This is a genomic window from Vibrio sp. 10N.247.311.14, from assembly GCF_041467715.1.
Classification (GTDB): domain Bacteria; phylum Pseudomonadota; class Gammaproteobacteria; order Enterobacterales; family Vibrionaceae; genus Vibrio; species Vibrio crassostreae_C.
In genome coordinates this window covers 39621-59168 of record NZ_JBFSVE010000020.1, presented here as the reverse complement: position 1 = coordinate 59168, position 19548 = coordinate 39621, and the positions used below count along the sequence as shown (strand labels likewise).

The 19548-nt window shown below is 47.0% G+C and carries 16 protein-coding genes; 9 read left to right on the top strand and 7 right to left on the bottom strand.

Features of this window, described 5'->3' with window-relative positions:
- Positions 1-9 precede the first annotated feature (9 nt).
- From AB6F11_RS09635 to AB6F11_RS09625, 3 genes are all read left to right on the top strand, one after another.
- Positions 10-996 carry a serine/threonine protein kinase gene (locus AB6F11_RS09635; protein WP_017058781.1) on the top strand — a complete coding sequence of 329 codons (987 nt, stop codon included), beginning with the start codon at positions 10-12 and terminating at the stop codon, positions 994-996.
- 55 nt (positions 997-1051) lie between these two features.
- Positions 1052-1651 carry a thiol:disulfide interchange protein DsbA/DsbL gene (locus tag AB6F11_RS09630; protein ID WP_017063015.1) on the top strand — a complete coding sequence of 200 codons (600 nt, stop codon included), beginning with the start codon at positions 1052-1054 and terminating at the stop codon, positions 1649-1651.
- Between the two features lie 140 nt (positions 1652-1791).
- Positions 1792-2748, top strand: a complete 957-nt coding sequence (locus AB6F11_RS09625; RefSeq protein WP_102393474.1) for a DUF2860 domain-containing protein — start codon at positions 1792-1794, stop codon at positions 2746-2748.
- 62 nt (positions 2749-2810) lie between these two features.
- Here AB6F11_RS09625 and AB6F11_RS09620 read toward each other — a convergent pair whose 3' ends face one another.
- Positions 2811-4334 carry a YifB family Mg chelatase-like AAA ATPase gene (locus tag AB6F11_RS09620; RefSeq protein ID WP_017058783.1) on the bottom strand — a complete coding sequence of 508 codons (1524 nt, stop codon included), beginning with the start codon at positions 4332-4334 and terminating at the stop codon, positions 2811-2813.
- 472 nt (positions 4335-4806) lie between these two features.
- Here AB6F11_RS09620 and ilvG point away from each other — a divergent pair, with 472 nt between their 5' ends.
- From ilvG to ilvA, 5 genes are read left to right on the top strand one after another with little or no spacing between them, the layout of a single operon-like run.
- Positions 4807-6453, top strand: coding sequence for an acetolactate synthase 2 catalytic subunit (ilvG, locus tag AB6F11_RS09615; protein WP_017058784.1), 1647 nt, complete (start codon positions 4807-4809; stop codon positions 6451-6453).
- A 1-nt stretch (position 6454) separates the two neighbouring features.
- Positions 6455-6739: an acetolactate synthase 2 small subunit gene (gene ilvM, locus AB6F11_RS09610; protein ID WP_017055442.1), complete on the top strand. Its 285-nt coding sequence runs from the start codon at positions 6455-6457 to the stop codon at positions 6737-6739.
- A gap of 12 nt (positions 6740-6751) precedes the next feature.
- Positions 6752-7720 carry a branched-chain amino acid transaminase gene (locus AB6F11_RS09605; protein ID WP_017063017.1) on the top strand — a complete coding sequence of 323 codons (969 nt, stop codon included), beginning with the start codon at positions 6752-6754 and terminating at the stop codon, positions 7718-7720.
- 33 nt (positions 7721-7753) lie between these two features.
- Entirely contained in the window at positions 7754-9595 is a 1842-nt protein-coding gene (ilvD, locus tag AB6F11_RS09600) for a dihydroxy-acid dehydratase (protein ID WP_017071778.1), read from the top strand.
- A gap of 2 nt (positions 9596-9597) precedes the next feature.
- Positions 9598-11142, top strand: coding sequence for a threonine ammonia-lyase, biosynthetic (gene ilvA, locus AB6F11_RS09595; RefSeq protein WP_102393473.1), 1545 nt, complete (start codon positions 9598-9600; stop codon positions 11140-11142).
- A gap of 100 nt (positions 11143-11242) precedes the next feature.
- Here the strand turns inward: ilvA and punR are convergent, their stop codons facing one another.
- A complete protein-coding gene (gene punR / locus AB6F11_RS09590; RefSeq protein ID WP_017058788.1) occupies positions 11243-12157 on the bottom strand; it encodes a DNA-binding transcriptional activator PunR in 915 nt (304 codons plus the stop codon).
- Between the two features lie 163 nt (positions 12158-12320).
- Here punR and punC point away from each other — a divergent pair, with 163 nt between their 5' ends.
- Positions 12321-13532 carry a purine nucleoside transporter PunC gene (gene punC, locus AB6F11_RS09585; protein ID WP_017063021.1) on the top strand — a complete coding sequence of 404 codons (1212 nt, stop codon included), beginning with the start codon at positions 12321-12323 and terminating at the stop codon, positions 13530-13532.
- Positions 13533-13656: 124 nt separating this feature from the next.
- On the opposite strand, the gene glmU is transcribed toward punC, so the two are convergent.
- From glmU to atpA, 5 genes are all read right to left on the bottom strand, one after another.
- Complete coding sequence (gene glmU, locus AB6F11_RS09580) at positions 13657-15018, bottom strand: bifunctional UDP-N-acetylglucosamine diphosphorylase/glucosamine-1-phosphate N-acetyltransferase GlmU (protein ID WP_065676899.1); 1362 nt, start codon at positions 15016-15018, stop codon at positions 13657-13659.
- A 182-nt stretch (positions 15019-15200) separates the two neighbouring features.
- Positions 15201-15623, bottom strand: a complete 423-nt coding sequence (locus tag AB6F11_RS09575) for a F0F1 ATP synthase subunit epsilon (RefSeq protein WP_004735742.1) — start codon at positions 15621-15623, stop codon at positions 15201-15203.
- An 18-nt stretch (positions 15624-15641) separates the two neighbouring features.
- Positions 15642-17045 (bottom strand): F0F1 ATP synthase subunit beta, encoded by a 1404-nt coding sequence (gene atpD, locus AB6F11_RS09570; protein ID WP_048610850.1) that lies wholly within the window; start codon positions 17043-17045, stop codon positions 15642-15644.
- 34 nt (positions 17046-17079) lie between these two features.
- Positions 17080-17946 (bottom strand): F0F1 ATP synthase subunit gamma, encoded by an 867-nt coding sequence (atpG, locus tag AB6F11_RS09565; protein ID WP_017058793.1) that lies wholly within the window; start codon positions 17944-17946, stop codon positions 17080-17082.
- A 48-nt stretch (positions 17947-17994) separates the two neighbouring features.
- On the bottom strand, positions 17995-19536 hold the full coding sequence (gene atpA / locus AB6F11_RS09560) for a F0F1 ATP synthase subunit alpha (RefSeq protein ID WP_102321083.1): 1542 nt from the start codon (positions 19534-19536) through the stop codon (positions 17995-17997).
- Positions 19537-19548 lie beyond the last annotated feature (12 nt).

Here is a 19548-nt window from a genome sequence, read left to right as displayed (position 1 = left end):
TTTTATTCTATGACGATGCAAGCCTTTAACTTTGATAACCTGACTCCTGACTTCATGTGGTACGCACTGGAGAGCATCGGAGTTCGCGCTGAATCCGGGCTTCTCGCTCTCAACAGTTACGAAAACCGTGTCTATCAGTTCACCGATGAAGACCGTAAGCGCTACGTCGTTAAGTTTTACCGTCCACAACGCTGGAACAAGGCACAGATCCAAGAAGAGCATGACTTCGCACTCGAGCTTATCGAACAAGAGATGCCGGTTGCGCCTCCAATGCGAATCAACGGTGCAACCTTACATGAATACCAAGGCTACCTATTTGCACTATTTGAAAGTGTTGGCGGCAGACAGTATGAAGTTGACAATCTAGATCAATTGGAAGGCGTAGGACGCTTTCTTGGTCGTATTCATAAAGCCAGCGCGGGAAGAACATTCCAGCATCGCCCGACCATCAGCTTAGATGAATACCTTTATCAGCCACGTAAGATTCTAGAGAACTCTCAGTTTATCCCGACGCACCTAGAAAATGCCTTCTTCAATGACGTTGACCTTCTGATCAAAGAGCTAGAGAGCCAGTGGCCGAGCAACATTGAGAATATCCGCCTGCACGGTGACTGCCACCCTGGCAATATTTTGTGGCGCGATGGGCCAATGTTCGTCGATCTTGATGACGCACGTAACGGCCCTGCGATACAAGATCTGTGGATGCTGCTCAATGGCGAGCGCCAAGATAAGCTGATGCAACTGGATATTTTGCTAGAGAGTTACCAAGAGTTTTGCGATTTTAATACCGCACAACTGAAACTAATCGAACCACTACGCGGTCTACGTATGGTGCATTACATGGCATGGTTGGCGAAACGATGGCACGATCCTGCGTTTCCTCTGGCCTTCCCGTGGTTTAATGATCCGAAATATTGGGAGCAACAAGTACTTGCTTGTAAAGAGCAAATTGCTACCCTGCAAGAGCCACCACTTTCGTTAATGCCTCAGTGGTAACAGCAATCGCAACATACAACTAGATAAAAATTCAAACATAATGGAGATTGGATAAATGAAAAAGCTATTCGCATTTTTCTCATTGATCATGTTGAGCCTTACCGCTCACGCTGCGAAATTTAACGAAGGTGAACACTACAAAGTTCTCGACCTAGAAGCATCAAAAAAACCAATGGTGACAGAGTTCTTCTCTTTTTACTGCCCACACTGTAATAGCTTTGAGCCAATCATCCAGCAGCTAAAACAACAGCTACCTAAAGACGCTAAGCTACAGAAGAACCATGTTTCATTCATGGGTGGCAACATGGGTCTGCCAATGAGCAAAGCTTACGCGACAATGATTGCACTGAAAGTTGAAGATAAAATGGTGCCAGTGATGTTTAACCGCATCCACACAATGAACAAGCCACCACGTGATGAAGAAGAACTGCGTCAAATCTTCCTAGACGAAGGCGTTGATGCGAAGAAATTTGATGCTGCGTATAACGGCTTTGCTGTAGATTCTATGGTTCGTCGCTTCGACAAAGCATTCAAAGACAGCGGCCTTTCAGGTGTACCCGCTGTTGTGGTTAACAACCGCTACCTAGTAGAAGCTCAAGGTATCAACTCTCTTGATGAGTACTTCGAGCTCGTGAACTTCTTATTAAAGAAGTAAGCCATTGATGAAAGGAAGCTTCGGCTTCCTTTTTTTTTGCTAGTTCAAAAATCATTATTGATAAATAATTAACCTGGAAGTTTAAAGCTTTACTGCTATTAATAACCCGTCCTAAGAACCGGTGGGCAAGGAGCCCTTGAATGAAAATAAAAATAACTCTCTTGGCATTGAGCGTTGCGGCTTCTCCCGCTTTTGCCAAGCTTGCAGACCAACAAGGTTTCAGTGGTGAAATCTCTCTCAATACCGGGGTTACCTCTTCCACCTCGAACTTTAATACCGATGCTGATAGCAATATTTCATCCACAGATCAGAAGGCTTCTTCGGAAAGCTCTTTTCTGGTTGCTCCTTTAGGTAGTGTTGCTTATACCTTTGGTGAAAAGCTAAACCATCAGGTATACACAGGTACCGCGCGAGATGATGTAGCAACAGGTACTGTAGTTCTCGAAGTCGGTTACAAATACCAACTTGAGTCAGGCATGGTGATCGACGCTTCACTGCTGCCAACCATTATGTCTGGTGAAACTTGGGCTGATCCATACAACACCACATCAGCTCGCACCAAGACCGATGAAACTGGCAATGCGTTTCGTTTGAAGCTAAGCAACATTGCGGGCTCAGCTTTCTCGCTAGACATGGCCTATGCGACCAAAGATGTCGACAAGGATGATATTCAAGATCAAGAGCTCAAACGAGATGCCAATACTCTCTACTTGAAAGGTCAATATCGCCTGCCACTCAGTCGTACCATGATGCTTATTCCATCCGTCATCTATCAAACACGTGATGCTGATGGTAAAGCTGAATCTTACGACCAATTCGGTGGTGAGGTAAGCTTGTTTGGTGGCATGGGGCGTCACCAGTACGCACTAACAGCGGGTTACAGCCAACGCTCTTACGATGCGAGCAACCCGATCTACGACAAGAAACGCAGCGACGACAATATCAACCTATTCGCCGCCTATGAGTATGATCAATTCATGGATTGGGAAAACTGGTCGTTTATTTCACTGGCAGGCTACGGCACCAGCGACTCGAACATTACCTTCTACGACGAGTCTCAATATATAGTTTCAGTTGGCTTGAACTACAAGTTCTAACCTTAGCGAGTATGAACTGCAATCCAACGAAAGCCTGCATCTAAGCAGGCTTTTTCTGCTTGCTAGACAGCTTGAGCCGTGAGTTGTTTCAGCAAGCGATCCATCGCGCGATAGCCTAGCGCTTCTGATAGATGTTTCTTTTCGATCTGCTCGTTACCGTCAAGGTCGGCAATGGTTCGTGCCACCTTAATAATTCGATGATAAGCACGAATCGATAAACCCAAGCGATGTAGTGCTGTCTCAAGAAACTCTGCATCTTCGCGTCGCAGTGGGCAATACTTCTCAATTTCTCGGCTACCTAACAGTGCATTCGATTTATGGTTGCGAGATAGCATTAACTCTCGCGCCTGCCTAACCCTTTGCTTAACTACTTGAGTGGTTTCACCGCGATCACCGCCTTCGGCCAACATTCCTTTTGGCAACAGAGGTATCTCCAATGACATATCGAACCTATCCAGCAAGGGCCCAGATAAGCGATTGAGGTAACGCAGGATGATCTGTGGGTTGGCGCGCGCCTGGTTACCTTCGTAATAACCCGTTGGACTTGGGTTAAGTGCACCGACCAATTGAAAACGCGCAGGAAAACGAGTCTTGCCCGCAGCACGGGAGATAATGATCTCGCCCGACTCTAGTGGCTCTCGTAATGAATCAAGCACCTTGCGCTCAAACTCCGGCATCTCATCTAAGAACAATAAGCCGTTATGCGCTAAAGAGATCTCTCCGGGGCGAGGCACCGAACCACCACCCACTAATGCCGCCATTGAACTGGAATGGTGAGGAGAGCGAAAAGGTCGTTGCTTCCAGTTGTATTGATTGATTTCTTGTTGCGTTAACGAGGCCACCGACGCGGTTTCCATCGCTTCGTCATCACTCATTTCAGGTAATAGGTCACGCAGTCGAGAAGCGAGCATAGTTTTTCCGGTTCCGGGTGGGCCAAGAAACAATAAGTTATGATTCCCAGCAGCGGCTATCTCTAGAGCTCGCTTTCCTTGTTGTTGGCCGATAATATCTTGTAGGTCGCGAAGCACTGAAACATCAGCCTGATGATGTTCCGTTCTATATAGCCCAAGCTGAGCCTGTCCACACATGTCAGCACAAACCTCCAACAAGGTTTGTGCAGATTTATGCGCTCCCTTGCCCACCAGCGCAGCCTGATCACCGTTATGATGTGGGACAACTAAGCATCGCTCTACACTGTCGGCGGCTAACGTCGCAGGCAAAACGCCCTTTACCGAGCGAAGTTCTCCTGACAATGCCAACTCACCGATAAATTCATGTTGAGCTATTTTTGATGTCGGAAGCTGATCTGACGCCACCAAAATCCCAAGCGCGATGGGCAGGTCAAAACGGCCACCTTCTTTGGGCAAATCGGCTGGGGCGAGATTAACCGTGATTCTTTTCGATGGAAACTCAAAGCGAGAATTGATGATCGCGCTTCTCACTCGATCTTTAGATTCCTTGACCGTTGTTTCAGGTAGACCCACCAGCGTGAAGCCAGGCATTCCGTTGCTTATATGCACCTCAACGGTCACTTCTGGCGCCTCTACACCCACACTAGCTCGGCTATGAATTATCGCGAGTCCCATAACTTTCCTTTGTCTTTGATTTAAAAGTATTCGCTCTGGATATTCGTTGCTCACCAAAGCGATAAGGTTGTTATATAGCTTGGTGGAATGGTATTTTAATGTGAAAAAAGAATGACATTTCCCTTGTCATGCGGCAGATTTGTGTGATAACACTAGAGATGTAGACATTTACTGAAGACAATAAACGAGAAAACTCGAATATTATGATTTTTAACGCTCGCATTTACGCACTGATTAACCTGATTATCGTAGTCATTATTAAGACTGCGCGGGGGCGAGTGGGAAGAAAGTAACCACGAATTAGAAAAAACCCCCGCACTGACAAGTCCGGGGGTTTTTTCTAATTTAAACATTCGATTTTTATATTTTTGAGCATTTTCGGCTTTGCCGATTTACAGGAAGAATGGGAGCACAAGATGTGCAGAGACAAAGGAAACAGTTACCAAAATAAAGGTAATACGGGAGAATTCCGATGAAAGGCGCAGAACTAGTCGTATCCGCACTCAAGCAACAAGGAATTGAGACCGTATTTGGTTACCCCGGTGGTGCCATCATGCCAATCTACGATGCACTCTATGACGGCGGGGTTGAACATATCCTATGTCGCCATGAGCAAGGCGCCGCTATGGCCGCGATCGGCATGGCTAGAGCAACACAAGATGTCGCTGTTTGTATGGCAACCTCGGGACCAGGTGCAACCAACCTAGTCACTGGCCTTGCTGATGCCTTTATGGATTCAATCCCATTGGTTGCTATCACAGGTCAGGTTGCAAGTTCCCACATTGGTACCGATGCATTCCAAGAAATGGATGTGATTGGTATGTCTCTGTCATGTACTAAACACAGCTACCTAGTAACTGATATTGAAGAGCTAGCTCCAACCCTCGCTGAAGCGTTTGTGGTAGCAAAGTCTGGCCGCCCTGGCCCGGTTATCGTCGATATCGCTAAAGACGTTCAACTAGCAGAAGCACCTGTTAACGCTCTTCCTGAATTTACTCCACCCGCAATTCCTGTTGCGACAACTGATGCCATTGAACAGGCACAGTACTTTTTGTCTCAAGCGACCCGTCCTGTTTTATACGTAGGTGGTGGTGTTCAACTTGCTAAAGCAACCGATGCGGTTCGTGAGTTTTTACGCCTAAACCCAATGCCAGCAGTAAGCACACTGAAAGGCTTGGGCACTATCGAACGTGACGACCCACACTACCTTGGCATGCTGGGTATGCACGGCACTAAAGCCGCTAACCTTGTGGTTCAAGAGAGTGACCTGTTGATTGTTGTCGGTGCTCGTTTTGATGACCGAGTAACTGGCAAACTCGATACCTTTGCGCCGCATGCTAAGGTTATCCATATCGATATCGATGCCGCTGAGTTCAGCAAACTGCGTCTTGCCAATGCGCCAATTCGCGGTGACATCAACAAGATCATGCCTCAACTAGAGCTAAGCCAAGACATCTCCTCTTGGGTTCATCACTCTGAAGGTCTTCGTAGCTCATTCAAATGGCGTTACGACCACCCTGGTGATCTGATTTTTGCTCCACTGCTGTTGAAGCAACTGTCAGACATGATGCCAGCAAGCTCTATCGTATCGACTGATGTGGGCCAACACCAAATGTGGGCAGCTCAGCACATTCAGCCTCGCGATCCACAGAACTTCATTACCTCTGCCGGTTTAGGCACCATGGGCTTTGGCTTGCCAGCTGCAATGGGTGCTTCGGTTGGGCGTCCTGATGACCAATCTATTCTTATCTCTGGTGATGGCTCGTTCATGATGAACGTGCAAGAGCTTGGCACGCTGAAACGCCGCCAAATCCCAGTGAAGATGGTACTTCTTAACAACTCTCGCTTGGGTATGGTTCGCCAATGGCAATCGTTGTTCTTCGATGGCCGCCATAGTGAAACTATCCTAGATGACAACCCAGACTTCGTAATGCTAGCGAAAGCGTTCGATATCCCGGGTAAAACCATCACGCGTAAAGAAGAAGTAGAGCCAGCACTAAAAGAGATGCTAGAGAGCAAAACCGCCTACCTACTTCATGTTCTTATCGATGAAGAAGAGAACGTATGGCCACTAGTACCGCCAGGTGCTTCAAACAGTGAGATGTTGGAGAACACATAACATGAAAAGATACCTATTAGACATCAAAGCCGATGATAAGCCTGTACTACTAGAGCGTGTTCTTCGTGTTATCCGCCACCGTGGCTTTATTGTTAAGCAAGTAGCGGGCACTCAAAACCACGAAAGCAAAGTGGCGAGTGTTGAGATCATTGTAGACAGTGACCGTCCGATCTCTTTCTTAGTCAATCAAATCGAAAAGCTGTGGGATGTGCGTACCGTTGACGTTATCTCTATCAGTCGTAATGAATTGCCAAACAACAACTTACAACAAAAGATAAACGCATAAGGAACCACAAACATGACAGCTAAAACGGCAGACTATATTTGGTTTAACGGTGAGATGGTTCCTTGGGCAGAGGCGAACGTTCACGTCCTGACTCACGCAATGCACTACGGTACTTCTGTGTTTGAAGGTGTTCGTTGTTACAACACACCAAAAGGGCCGGTTATCTTCCGTCACCCTGAACATGCTAAGCGCCTAAAAGACTCAGCAAAAATCTATCGCTTCCCTATTCCTTACACTGAGGAAGAAATTATGGAAGCGACTCGCGAAACGCTACGCCAAAATAAGCTAGAGTCAGCGTACATCCGCCCTCTAGGTTTCGTAGGTAACGTTGGTTTGGGTGTCTGCCCGCCAGAAAATACTGAGATGGAACTGATCATCGCTGCTTTCCCTTGGGGGTCTTACCTAGGCGAAGAAGCACTAGAAAACGGCGTTGATGCAATGATTTCTAGCTGGAACCGTGCCGCTCCAAACACGATCCCAACCGCAGCAAAAGCCGGTGGTAACTACCTATCTTCACTATTAGTTGGTGGCGAAGCTCGCCGTCATGGTTACGATGAAGGCATCGCACTGAGTGTTGATGGTTACCTTTCTGAAGGGGCTGGTGAGAACATCTTTGTGGTACGTAACGGCGTGCTATCCACACCACCAGCGACCAGTGCGATTCTGCCGGGTATCACGCGTGATTCGATCATGACACTAGCAAAAGACATGGGTTATGAGATCCGTGAAGAGAACATTGCTCGTGAAGCGCTATACCTTGCTGATGAAGTATTCATGACAGGCACAGCGGCGGAAATCGTTCCGGTTCGTAGCGTAGACAAAATTACAGTAGGTGAAGGCAAACGCGGTCCTATCACTGAAAAAGTTCAAGCGGCTTACTTTGGTCTATTCAATGGCACCACTGAAGATAAGTGGGGCTGGTTAGACTACGTTTATCCAGCAGACCAAACTTCAGAAAACCAAACGCAAACAACTAAGTAAGCAACAGCCAAATATTTTATAAGGATTTAAGCAATGCCAATCTATCGTTCAGCAACGACTACCCACGGACGCAACATGGCTGGTGCGCGCGCTTTATGGCGTGCAACTGGCGTTAAAGATGATGACTTCGGTAAGCCAATCATCGCAGTTGTAAACTCGTTCACTCAATTCGTACCAGGCCACGTTCACCTTAAAGATATGGGTCAACTGGTTGCGGGTGAAATCGAGAAAGCGGGCGGTATCGCTAAAGAATTCAACACCATCGCAGTCGATGATGGTATCGCAATGGGCCACGGCGGCATGCTGTACTCACTGCCATCACGTGAGCTTATCGCGGATTCAGTAGAATACATGGTCAATGCACACTGTGCGGATGCGATGGTGTGTATCTCTAACTGTGACAAAATCACTCCGGGAATGATGATGGCAGCAATGCGCCTTAACATCCCAGTGATCTTTGTATCAGGCGGCCCAATGGAAGCGGGTAAAACTAAGCTTTCAGATCAAATCATCAAGCTAGACCTTGTTGACGCAATGATCCAAGGTGCCGATCCAACCATTTCTGATGAGCAAAGTGAGCAAGTAGAGCGTTCTGCATGTCCGACATGTGGTTCATGTTCAGGTATGTTCACAGCGAACTCAATGAACTGTCTAACAGAAGCGCTTGGTCTATCTCAGCCAGGTAACGGTTCTATGCTAGCAACCCACGCAGACCGTGAAGAGCTGTTCATCAATGCAGGTAAACGTATCGTTGACCTAACTAAGCGTTACTACGAGCAAGACGACGAATCAGCACTGCCACGCAACATCGCTAACCGCGCAGCCTTTGATAATGCTATGGCGCTAGATATCGCGATGGGGGGTTCAAGTAACACAGTACTTCACCTTTTAGCGGCAGCTCAAGAAGGTGAAATTGACTTTGATATGGGTGATATCGACGAGATGTCTCGCCGCGTTCCACACCTATGTAAGGTTGCGCCTTCAACACCTAAATACCACATGGAAGACGTTCACCGTGCTGGTGGCGTAATGGCTATCCTAGGTGAGCTTGATCGTGCTGGCCTACTGAACAACCAAACTCGCACCGTTCTTGGTCTAAGCATGCAAGAGCAACTTGCTCAATACGACATCATGCAGACAGAAGACGAAGCCGTGCTTAAGTTCTTCCGTGCTGGCCCTGCAGGCATTCGTACTACCAAAGCATTTTCACAAGATTGCCGTTGGGATCGTCTTGATGACGACCGTAAAGAAGGTTGTATCCGTACTAAAGAGAACGCATTCAGCCAAGAAGGCGGCCTGGCGGTTCTTTCGGGCAACATCGCGGTTGATGGCTGTATCGTTAAGACAGCAGGCGTTGATGAAGAAAACCTGAAATTCCAAGGCCCAGCTATCGTATTTGAAAGCCAAGATAGTGCTGTTGATGGCATCTTAGGTGGCAAAGTGAAAGCGGGCGAAGTGGTTGTTATTCGTTACGAAGGTCCTAAAGGTGGTCCGGGCATGCAAGAAATGCTTTACCCAACCACTTACCTAAAATCAATGGGTCTAGGCAAGTCTTGTGCTCTATTAACAGATGGTCGTTTCTCGGGTGGTACATCGGGTCTGTCTATCGGTCACGCTTCTCCAGAAGCAGCAAGTGGCGGTGTGATTGGTCTAGTAAACACTGGCGATATCATCACTATCGACATCCCTAGCCGTTCGATCACACTTGATGTGCCTGAAGCTGAACTAGAAGCGCGTCGTGTTAAGCAAGACGCACTAGGCTGGAAACCAGAAAACCGTCAGCGTGAAGTGTCTTTCGCACTGAAAGCTTACGCAAGCATGGCGACCAGTGCCGACAAAGGCGCAGTACGTGATAAGTCTAAACTTGAGGGCTAACTATGAGTGACGGCACCTCCAGTCCCAAAAAACAAAGTGGCGCAGATTACCTGCGTCAGATCCTGAGAGCGCCGGTTTACGAAGCGGCAATCGTAACACCTCTACAGGATATGCCGCGTCTAAGCGCGCGCATTGGTAATCAGGTTCAGCTTAAACGAGAAGACCGTCAGCCGGTGCACTCGTTCAAGCTACGTGGTGCCTACAACATGGTATCAAGCCTTTCAGAGCAACAGAAAGCCGCAGGTGTGATTGCAGCATCGGCAGGTAACCATGCTCAAGGTATGGCGCTGTCCGGTTCTAAGCTTGGTATTCAAACCACGATTGTGATGCCAAAAACCACACCAGACATCAAGGTTGATGCGGTACGTGGCTTTGGCGGTAACGTAGTTCTACACGGCAGCAACTTTGATGAAGCTAAAGCTGAAGCAGAACGCCTTTCCGCTGAACATGGCTACACCTTTGTGCCTCCATTCGATCACCCATTGGTGATCGCCGGACAGGGCACCATGGGTATGGAAATGCTTCAGCAAAATGGTCACATGGATTACATCTTTGTGCCTGTCGGTGGTGGTGGTTTGGCTGCGGGTGTTGCCGTGCTAGTTAAGCAATTGATGCCGGAAATAAAAGTCATCGCGGTTGAACCTGAAGATTCATCTTGCTTGAAAGCAGCACTGGATGCCGGTGAGCCAGTAGTACTGGATCAAGTCAGTATGTTTGCTGATGGTGTTGCGGTTAAACGCATTGGTGAAGAGACATTCCGTCTTTGCCAACAGTACATTGACGGTCACATTGCAGTCTCTAGCGATGAGATATGCTCGGCGGTGAAAGACATCTTTGAAGACACTCGTGCGATTGCTGAACCTTCAGGAGCACTTGCTCTGGCTGGCTTGAAGAAATTTGCAGAACAAAACCAACTGCAAGACAAGCAATTGGCAACGGTACTGTCTGGTGCTAACACCAACTTCCACGGCCTGCGATATGTCTCTGAACGTTGTGAGCTAGGTGAGAAGCGAGAAGGTCTGCTTGCGGTGACTATCCCTGAGCGACAAGGGGCGTTCCTAGAGTTCTGCAATATTATTGGCGGCCGAGCGGTGACGGAGTTTAACTACCGCCACAACGACGAAAGCCTAGCGAATATCTTCGTTGGTGTACGTCTGCAAGGTGGTCAGGAAGAACTTGAGCACATCATCAATGACCTACGTGAGGGCGGATATCCAGTCGTCGACCTTTCTGATGATGAGATGGCAAAACTACACATTCGCTATATGATTGGCGGCAAACCATCAAAACCATTGAAAGAGCGCCTATACAGCTTCGAGTTTCCTGAATACCCAGGAGCCTTGATTAAGTTCCTTGATACCTTAGGTACCCACTGGAACATCAGCCTGTTCAACTATCGTAACCACGGTGCCGATTATGGTCGCGTATTGTGTGGCTTCGAACTTGGCGATGATGATTTAGCTCAGTTCTCAACACATTTACGAGAGCTTGGTTATCAGTGTAAAGATGAAACCGATAACCCTTCCTACAAGTTCTTCTTGTCTTAAGAATTAAACTATCAAACCCAAAAGAGCGAGTTTTTACTCGCTCTTTTTATTGATGCTGATTCAGCTTAAGCTTGAAAAGGATCTTCTTGTAAACAGATCATTAGATCGCCTTGCGATGATCCAACCAATCTTGGTGAAGTTGCTCACTCGATCCTAGGTACTTCACCATCCATTCGATCAGTTTATGGTTATCGTCTTTTCGCCAGACCAAACAACAATGACTCTGCGGGCTCGGTTCAGGCAGTATTTTTTCCACCAGCAAGCCTTGCTCGATAATTGGCGCGGCAATGTGCCTCGGCATATAACCCACCCCAACTCCATTCTTAAGACACTCTATGGCGCTATACCAGTTAGGTAACAATAGGCGTCTTTGATTTGAGTAATGGCCTGTGTGTCGCTTAGGGAGCACACTAGAGGTATCGTCCAAACATATCGCGGGATACTGGCTAACAAATTCTTCGTTGAGGTTTTGCTCTCGCACACACGGGTGACTGGGCGACATTACAAACGCCCAATCTAGGCGTCCCATATCTTTAACCTCAAAGTCGCCACCGACCGGAATCGCTGAGGTTGCGCCAATCACAATATCCGCTCTGCCCTGTGCAATCGCTTCCCAAGAGCCATTAAACACCTCCATGTTGATCTGAAGCTCTGCAAACTCAAAGGTTTGATAGAACTCTTCAATCATCGGCTTCATCTTATCGAGCTTAACCACGTTATCGAGCGTTAGGCGCAAGGTTTTCTTCCAACCACGCGCTGCTCGGCGAGTCTGAGCACTGACCTCTTCCATCTGTCTCAGTAACGCACGTGCCTCTTCAATGAACAGTTCACCTGCCGGAGTGAGCTCAACCTTTCTCGGTAAACGCCTGAAAAGCAGCACATCCAGTTCTTGTTCGACCTGTCTGACACCATAACTGATCGCCGAGGGCACTTTGTGCAACTGCTCAGCCGCCGCGGTAAAACTGCCCAAGCGCGCTACCGTATCGAGCATTTCTAAAGAGGATTTAGAGAACATAAGCCTTCAAATTTTTTGATTGATAACTACATATTTTAGCGTTTTATTTTATCAGGTCTGAAAAATAGAATGTCAGCATAAATAAACAGGGGCTTTAACTTCTGTCTATCAAACAATTTTTTTGATGATAAATACATCACTACTTTTAGCTTAATGGCATCTTATGAATATTTCTAAATTTCAATTGGTCTACCTTGCAGTTCTTTCAATGCTTGGCTTTATTGCGACCGATATGTACCTTCCTGCATTTAAGGCAATGGAAGTTGATTTCGCAACCGGCCCAGAGCAAATTGCTCTGTCTCTAACGGTATTCCTTGGCGGTATGGCAATGGGTCAGCTTCTTTGGGGCCTAGCGAGTGACAAGTATGGTCACCGTAATACGTTGGCGGTTGGTCTTGTTATCTTTACTGCGGCTTCATTCGGCTTGGCATTCAGCACCGAGGTATGGCACCTACTGACACTACGCTTCATTCAAGCGATCGGTGTATGTGCTCCAGCGGTAATCTGGCAAGCAATGGTTATCAAGCGTTACTCACAAAGCAGTAGCCAACAAATTTTTGCAACCATCATGCCTTTGGTTGCGCTATCTCCTGCACTAGCACCTCAGCTAGGTGTGTTACTGGCGGATAGTTTTGGTTGGCACAGCATCTTCATCACATTAACCTTGATGGGTGCACTGCTAGTGGCGACAACAATGGCTCAACCAAAAGAAGCGCCTGAAGTAAAACAGACATCGATTAAGACAGACATCAAGATGTTGCTTAAATCAAAGCCTTACATGGGTAATGTTTTAATGTTTGCGTCAGCATCTGCAGCGTTCTTTGCTTACCTAACAGGTATGCCAGAGATCATGGCTCAACTAGGTTATGAAGCAAAAGACATCGGTTTGAGCTTTATCCCACAAACAATCGCGTTCATGGCGGGTGGTTACTTCGGTAAGCAAGCAGTGAAGAAATATGGCGATGGCGTTGTACTAAGAAACCTTATCGGTTTGTTCAGTGTAGCGGCGATGCTTATCTTTATCGCATCACAGTGGGAACTGACGTCAATCTGGCCTCTACTTGCGCCTTTCTGTTTGATTGCTGTCGCAAACGGCGCACTTTACCCAATCGTAGTAAACCGTGCTCTATCAAGCGCTAAACAGAGCCCAGCAACAGCTGCTGGTCTACAAAACAGCCTGCAAATCAGTATCAGTGGCCTATCAAGTGCATTGGTCGCGGCAATGGCTAGCCAAGCACTAAGCGCGACGGGTATTGCCGTTGTGATCTGTTTGGGTGCGTTGTGGGTTGGCTATATTGTTTCGAACAAAGAGCTTTCTGAACACTTCGCGACACCTGACAACTCTCGAGTAGTCGCTGACGAGAAACAAGACTAGTTTCTAAGTTAACGAAAACAAAAAAGAGCGAGATTACTCGCTCTTTTTTTATATCTAGATAAATAAGAAAAAGCCAGTAGCGGTACTACTGACTTTCATTTAAATCATCTTATTTGTTAAGAGACTACTTTTTCTTAGTCGGACGCTGCCAATCTGCAATCTTACGTTCTTTCGCACGGCTGATAACCAGCTCATTTTCAGAAACATCGCGCGTTACTGTAGAACCAGCACCAACGGTAGCACCATTACCAATCGTAACAGGCGCTATTAATTGACTATCTGAACCAACGAATACGTCGTCGCCAATGATGGTCTTGAACTTATTCGCACCATCGTAGTTACAAGTAATTGCACCCGCACCCACGTTTACGCGCTGACCAATTTCAGCATCGCCTAGATACGTTAAGTGGTTCGCTTTAGAACCTTCACCAAGGCGAGTGTTCTTCACTTCGACAAAGTTACCAACGTGCGAGTTATTACGCATATCAGCACCAGGACGTAGACGAGTGAAAGGACCAACCGTACAGTCTTCACCGACCGTTGCACCTTCGATCACGCTGTATGGGCGAACGATGGTGTTGTCATCAATCTCGCAGTCTTTCAATACACAACCAGTGCCGATAATCACGTTGTCGCCAATGCTTACGCTGCCTTCGATGATAACGTTAGTGTCAATCTCAACGTCCATACCGCACTGCAGCTCACCACGTAGATCAAAGCGGCTTGGGTCGCGCAGCATTACGCCTTGCTTCAATAACTTGTCGGCTTGCTCAGCTTGGTAAGCGCGCTCTAGACGAGCCAGTTGAGAGCGGTCGTTTACGCCTTCCACTTCAATTGGGCTTACTGGGTGTACCGCTTCAACTGCACGACCTTCGTCGTGAGCCGCTGCGATAACGTCAGTCAGGTAGTATTCACCCTGTGCGTTGTCGTTACTTAGGCCAGACAACCAGCGCTTCAGATCGCCACCAGTCGCCACCATAACGCCAGTGTTGATCTCTTTGATAAGCTTCTGCTCATCCGTTGCATCTTTCTGTTCAACGATAGCCACAACAGGACCATTACGACGAATAATACGTCCGTAGCCCATTGGGTTGTCTAACACGACAGTAAGTAGCGCGATGCCACCGTTTGGTTGAGCGTCTAATAGGTTTTCAATGGTTTCAGGTGAGATCAGTGGAACATCACCATATAGCACCAATACTTTTTCATCATCAGCGAAATGTGCAGATGCTTGATCCACAGCGTGGCCTGTGCCGAGCTGCTCAGCTTGCAGTGCCCAGTTTACAGATTCTTCAGCTAGAGTAGCCTTCATCTGATCACCACCGTGGCCGTAAACCAGGTTGATGTTTTGAGCGCCTAGACCATTACATGTATCGATAACATGCTTCACCATTGGCTTACCCGCAAGTGTGTGCAGAACCTTTGGTGTGTTTGAATACATGCGAGTGCCTTTGCCCGCCGCGAGAATTACCGCGCTAAACTTCATTGTAAACCTATCCAACGTTATTTTTATTAAGCCGATATTGTAACCGTTTTTGGCCAAAAAATTAAATCGCAATAACCATTTAACCAGTAGTGATACGTAAAAGAAGCATTTTTGAGAATCTAAAAATGCAAAAAGGCGACCCTTAGGTCGCCTTTATCTCAGAGTCTATAATCTTAAAAAGATTAACGACGCTGTTTTGTCAGTTCGATAACTCGTAACTGAGCAATGGCTTTAGCCAGTTCACCGGCCGCTTGTGCGAAGTCTATGTCGCCATGCTGATTTTGGATATTCTCCACAGCCTTGCGTTTAGCTTCTTCCGCCTTTGCTGCGTCTAGCTCTTCACCACGGATAGCTGTATCAGCCAGTACAGTCGCTGTACCAGGCTGAACTTCTACCATACCACCAGAAACATAAATGATTTCTTCGTGGCCGTGCTGCTTAACAATACGCACCATACCAGGCTTGATAGCGGTCAGCAGTGGAGTATGACCATGGAAAATACCAAGCTCACCCTCACTACCGGTCACCTGAAACGTCTCAACAAGGCCTGAGAAAATTTGTTTCTCTGCACTTACAACGTCTAGGTGAAAGGTTATTGCTGCCATATCGCCTCCTAGTTAGCCTTATAGCTTCTTAGCATTCTCGATAGCTTCGTCAATTGCACCACAGTACATGAACGCTTGCTCTGGAATGTCATCGTATTCACCAGATAGAAGACCTTGGAAGCCACGTAGAGTCTCTTTAAGAGGTACGTAAACGCCTGGGTCACCTGTAAATACTTCCGCTACGTGGTAAGGCTGAGTTAGGAACTTCTCAATCTTACGAGCACGAGATACAACTTGCTTATCTTCTTCAGATAGCTCGTCCATACCTAGGATAGCAATGATATCTTTCAGCTCTTTATAGCGCTGAAGAGTAGACTGAACGCCACGAGCGATGTCGTAGTGCTCTTGTCCAACTACCAATGGATCCAGTTGACGTGAAGTAGAATCTAGCGGGTCGATCGCTGGGTATAGACCCATAGATGCGATGTTACGGTTAAGTACAACCGTTGCATCCAAGTGAGCGAACGTTGTTGCTGGAGACGGGTCAGTCAAGTCATCCGCTGGTACGTATACCGCCTGTACAGACGTGATAGAACCAGATTTAGTTGACGTGATACGCTCTTGTAGAACACCCATTTCTTCAGCTAGTGTAGGTTGGTAACCTACCGCAGAAGGCATACGACCTAGAAGTGCTGATACTTCAGTACCTGCTAGTGTGTAACGGTAGATGTTATCAACGAACAGTAGAACGTCACGACCTTCGTCACGGAAGCGCTCTGCCATTGTTAGACCAGTCAGTGCAACACGTAGACGGTTACCTGGTGGCTCGTTCATCTGACCGTAAACCATCGCTACTTTTGATTCTTCAGGTTTTTCGATGTTTACAACACCTGCTTCCTGCATCTCAAAGTAGAAATCGTTACCTTCACGAGTACGCTCACCTACACCTGCAAATACAGATAGGCCTGAGTGTTGAAGTGCGATGTTGTTGATAAGTTCCATCATGTTAACGGTCTTACCTACACCAGCACCACCGAATAGACCGATTTTACCACCCTTAGCGAATGGACAAATCAAGTCGATTACTTTAACACCAGTTTCTAGAAGAGCTGTCTCGTTAGACTGCTCTTCGTAGCTTGGAGCTTCACGGTGAATGGCGTAATGCTCTTCAGCACCAATCTCGCCACACTCATCAATCGCGTCACCTAGGACGTTCATGATACGACCCAATGTCTTAGTACCTACTGGTACTGAGATTGGAGCGCCAGTATTTTCAACTGTCAAACCACGACGTAAACCATCAGAGCTACCCATTACGATTGCGCGAACTACGCCACCGCCAAGTTGTTGCTGAACTTCAAGAACTAGACGTTCTTGTACTTCATTAACATTCAGAGCGTCGTATACACGAGGTACTTCACCCTGTGGGAACTCTACGTCGACTACCGCACCGATGATCTGTACGATCTTACCTGTAGCCATCGTTAATCCTCTAACTATTTAGTTTTACCTAAGCTTAAACCGCAGCTGCGCCTGAAACGATCTCAGAAAGTTCTTGTGTAATTGCCGCTTGACGCGCTTTGTTGTACACAAGTTCTAAGTCATCAATAATGTCACCAGCGTTATCTGTTGCTGATTTCATAGCAATCATTCGAGCCGCTTGCTCACAAGCAAGGTTCTCGACCACACCTTGATATACTTGAGATTCGACGTAGCGAACCAGTAGTGCATCTAGTAGTGGTTTTGGCTCAGGCTCATAAATGTAGTCCCAAGCATGATCGCGTTTCATGTCTTCGCTGTCTGATTTAGGCAAAGGAAGTAATTGATCGATCGTTGGTTCTTGTACCATAGTGTTTTCAAACTTGTTGAACACTACGAACAGGCGATCCAATTCGCCTTCATCATATTTCTTCAGCATAACGCTTACAGAGCCAATCAAGTCTTCAAGGCTTGGGCGATCGCCCAGACCAGAAACTTGAGCTGCTACTTTCGCGCCGCTGTTGTTGAAAAATGCTGTCGCTTTTGAACCTACAATTGCAAGTTCAACGTCAGCACCTTTCTCAGACCAATCTTTCATGTCGTTCATGGCTTTTTTGAACAAGTTAATGTTCAAACCACCACAAAGACCACGGTCTGTAGAAACGATGATGTAACCAACACGTTTGGCTTCACGTTCCTCAAGATAAGGATGCTTATACTCGAGGCTACCATTAGCCAAATGACCGATCACTTTACGCATTGTTTCTGCATATGGACGAGTAGCTTCCATTGCGTCTTGAGAACGACGCATTTTTGAAGCTGCTACCATTTCCATTGCTTTCGTAATCTTCTGTGTGCTTTTAACACTACCGATTTTATTACGTATCTCTTTTGCGCCGGCCATCGTTACTCTCCGTTAATGGTATGAGGTGGCCCTAAGACCACCTACCAATTACCAGGTCTGGGTTGCCTTGAAATCGTCAACAAGCTTCTTCAGCTCAGCTTCGATTTCTTTATTGAAAGCACCCGTTGTGTCGATCTGTGTTGCTAGATCGGCATATTGACCACGAGCAAACGACAGTAAAGCAGCTTCAAAGTCTAGAACTTTAGAAAGTTCAACGTCTTGAAGGTATCCACGCTCTGCAGCGAAGATTACTAGAGCTTGGTCAAATACAGACATAGGAGCGTATTGCTTCTGCTTCATCAGTTCTGTAACTTTTTGACCATGGTCTAGCTGCTTCTTAGTCGCTTCATCAAGATCCGAAGAGAACTGAGCAAATGCTGCAAGTTCACGGTATTGAGCTAGAGCAGTACGGATACCGCCAGATAGCTTCTTGATGATTTTAGTCTGCGCCGAACCACCTACACGAGAAACTGAGATACCAGGGTCAACAGCTGGACGTACGCCCGCGTTGAATAGCTCAGTTTGTAGGAAGATCTGACCATCGGTAATCGAGATTACGTTCGTCGGTACGAATGCAGATACGTCACCAGCTTGCGTTTCGATGATAGGAAGAGCAGTTAAAGAACCCGTCTTGCCTTTCACTTCGCCTTTAGTGAATTCTTCTACGTAGTGTTCGCTTACACGAGCAGCACGCTCTAGTAGACGAGAGTGAAGGTAGAAAACATCACCAGGGAACGCTTCACGACCTGGTGGACGCTTAAGCAGTAGTGAGATCTGACGGTAAGCGACAGCTTGCTTAGATAGATCATCATAAACAATCAGTGCATCTTCACCGCGATCACGGAAGTATTCACCCATCGCACAACCAGCATACGGTGCAAGGTATTGCAGCGCTGCAGATTCAGAAGCCGATGCAACAACAACAACAGTGTTTGCTAGTGCGCCGTGCTCTTCTAGTTTGCGAACTACGTTAGCGATAGTCGACGCTTTTTGGCCGATTGCAACGTAGATAGAGAAAATACCAGAATTTTTTTGGTTAATAATCGCATCGATCGCCATCGCTGTTTTACCAGTCTGACGGTCACCGATAATAAGTTCACGCTGACCACGACCGATAGGGATCATTGAGTCAACTGACTTGTAACCAGTTTGAACAGGTTGATCTACCGATTTACGGTCGATTACACCTGGTGCGATAATTTCTACAGGCGAAGTCAATTTCGCATCAATAGGACCTTTACCATCAATTGGCTCACCTAGCGTGTTTACCACACGACCAAGCATTTCAGGACCTACTGGTACTTCGAGAATACGACCCGTACCTGTAACTTTCATGCCTTCCTGTAGGTCAGCATATGGGCCCATTACAACAGCACCAACCGAATCACGGTTCAAGTTAAGTGCTAGCGCGTAACGGCCACCCGGTAGTTCAATCATTTCACCTTGCATCACGTCCGCTAGGCCGTGAATGCTAAGGATGCCATCGCTTACCGAAACGATAGTACCTTCATTGCGAGCTTCACTAACAACGTCGAAAGATTCAATACGTTGTTTAATTAGATCGCTAATTTCAGTGGAATTAAGTTGCATGCTCCAATCCCC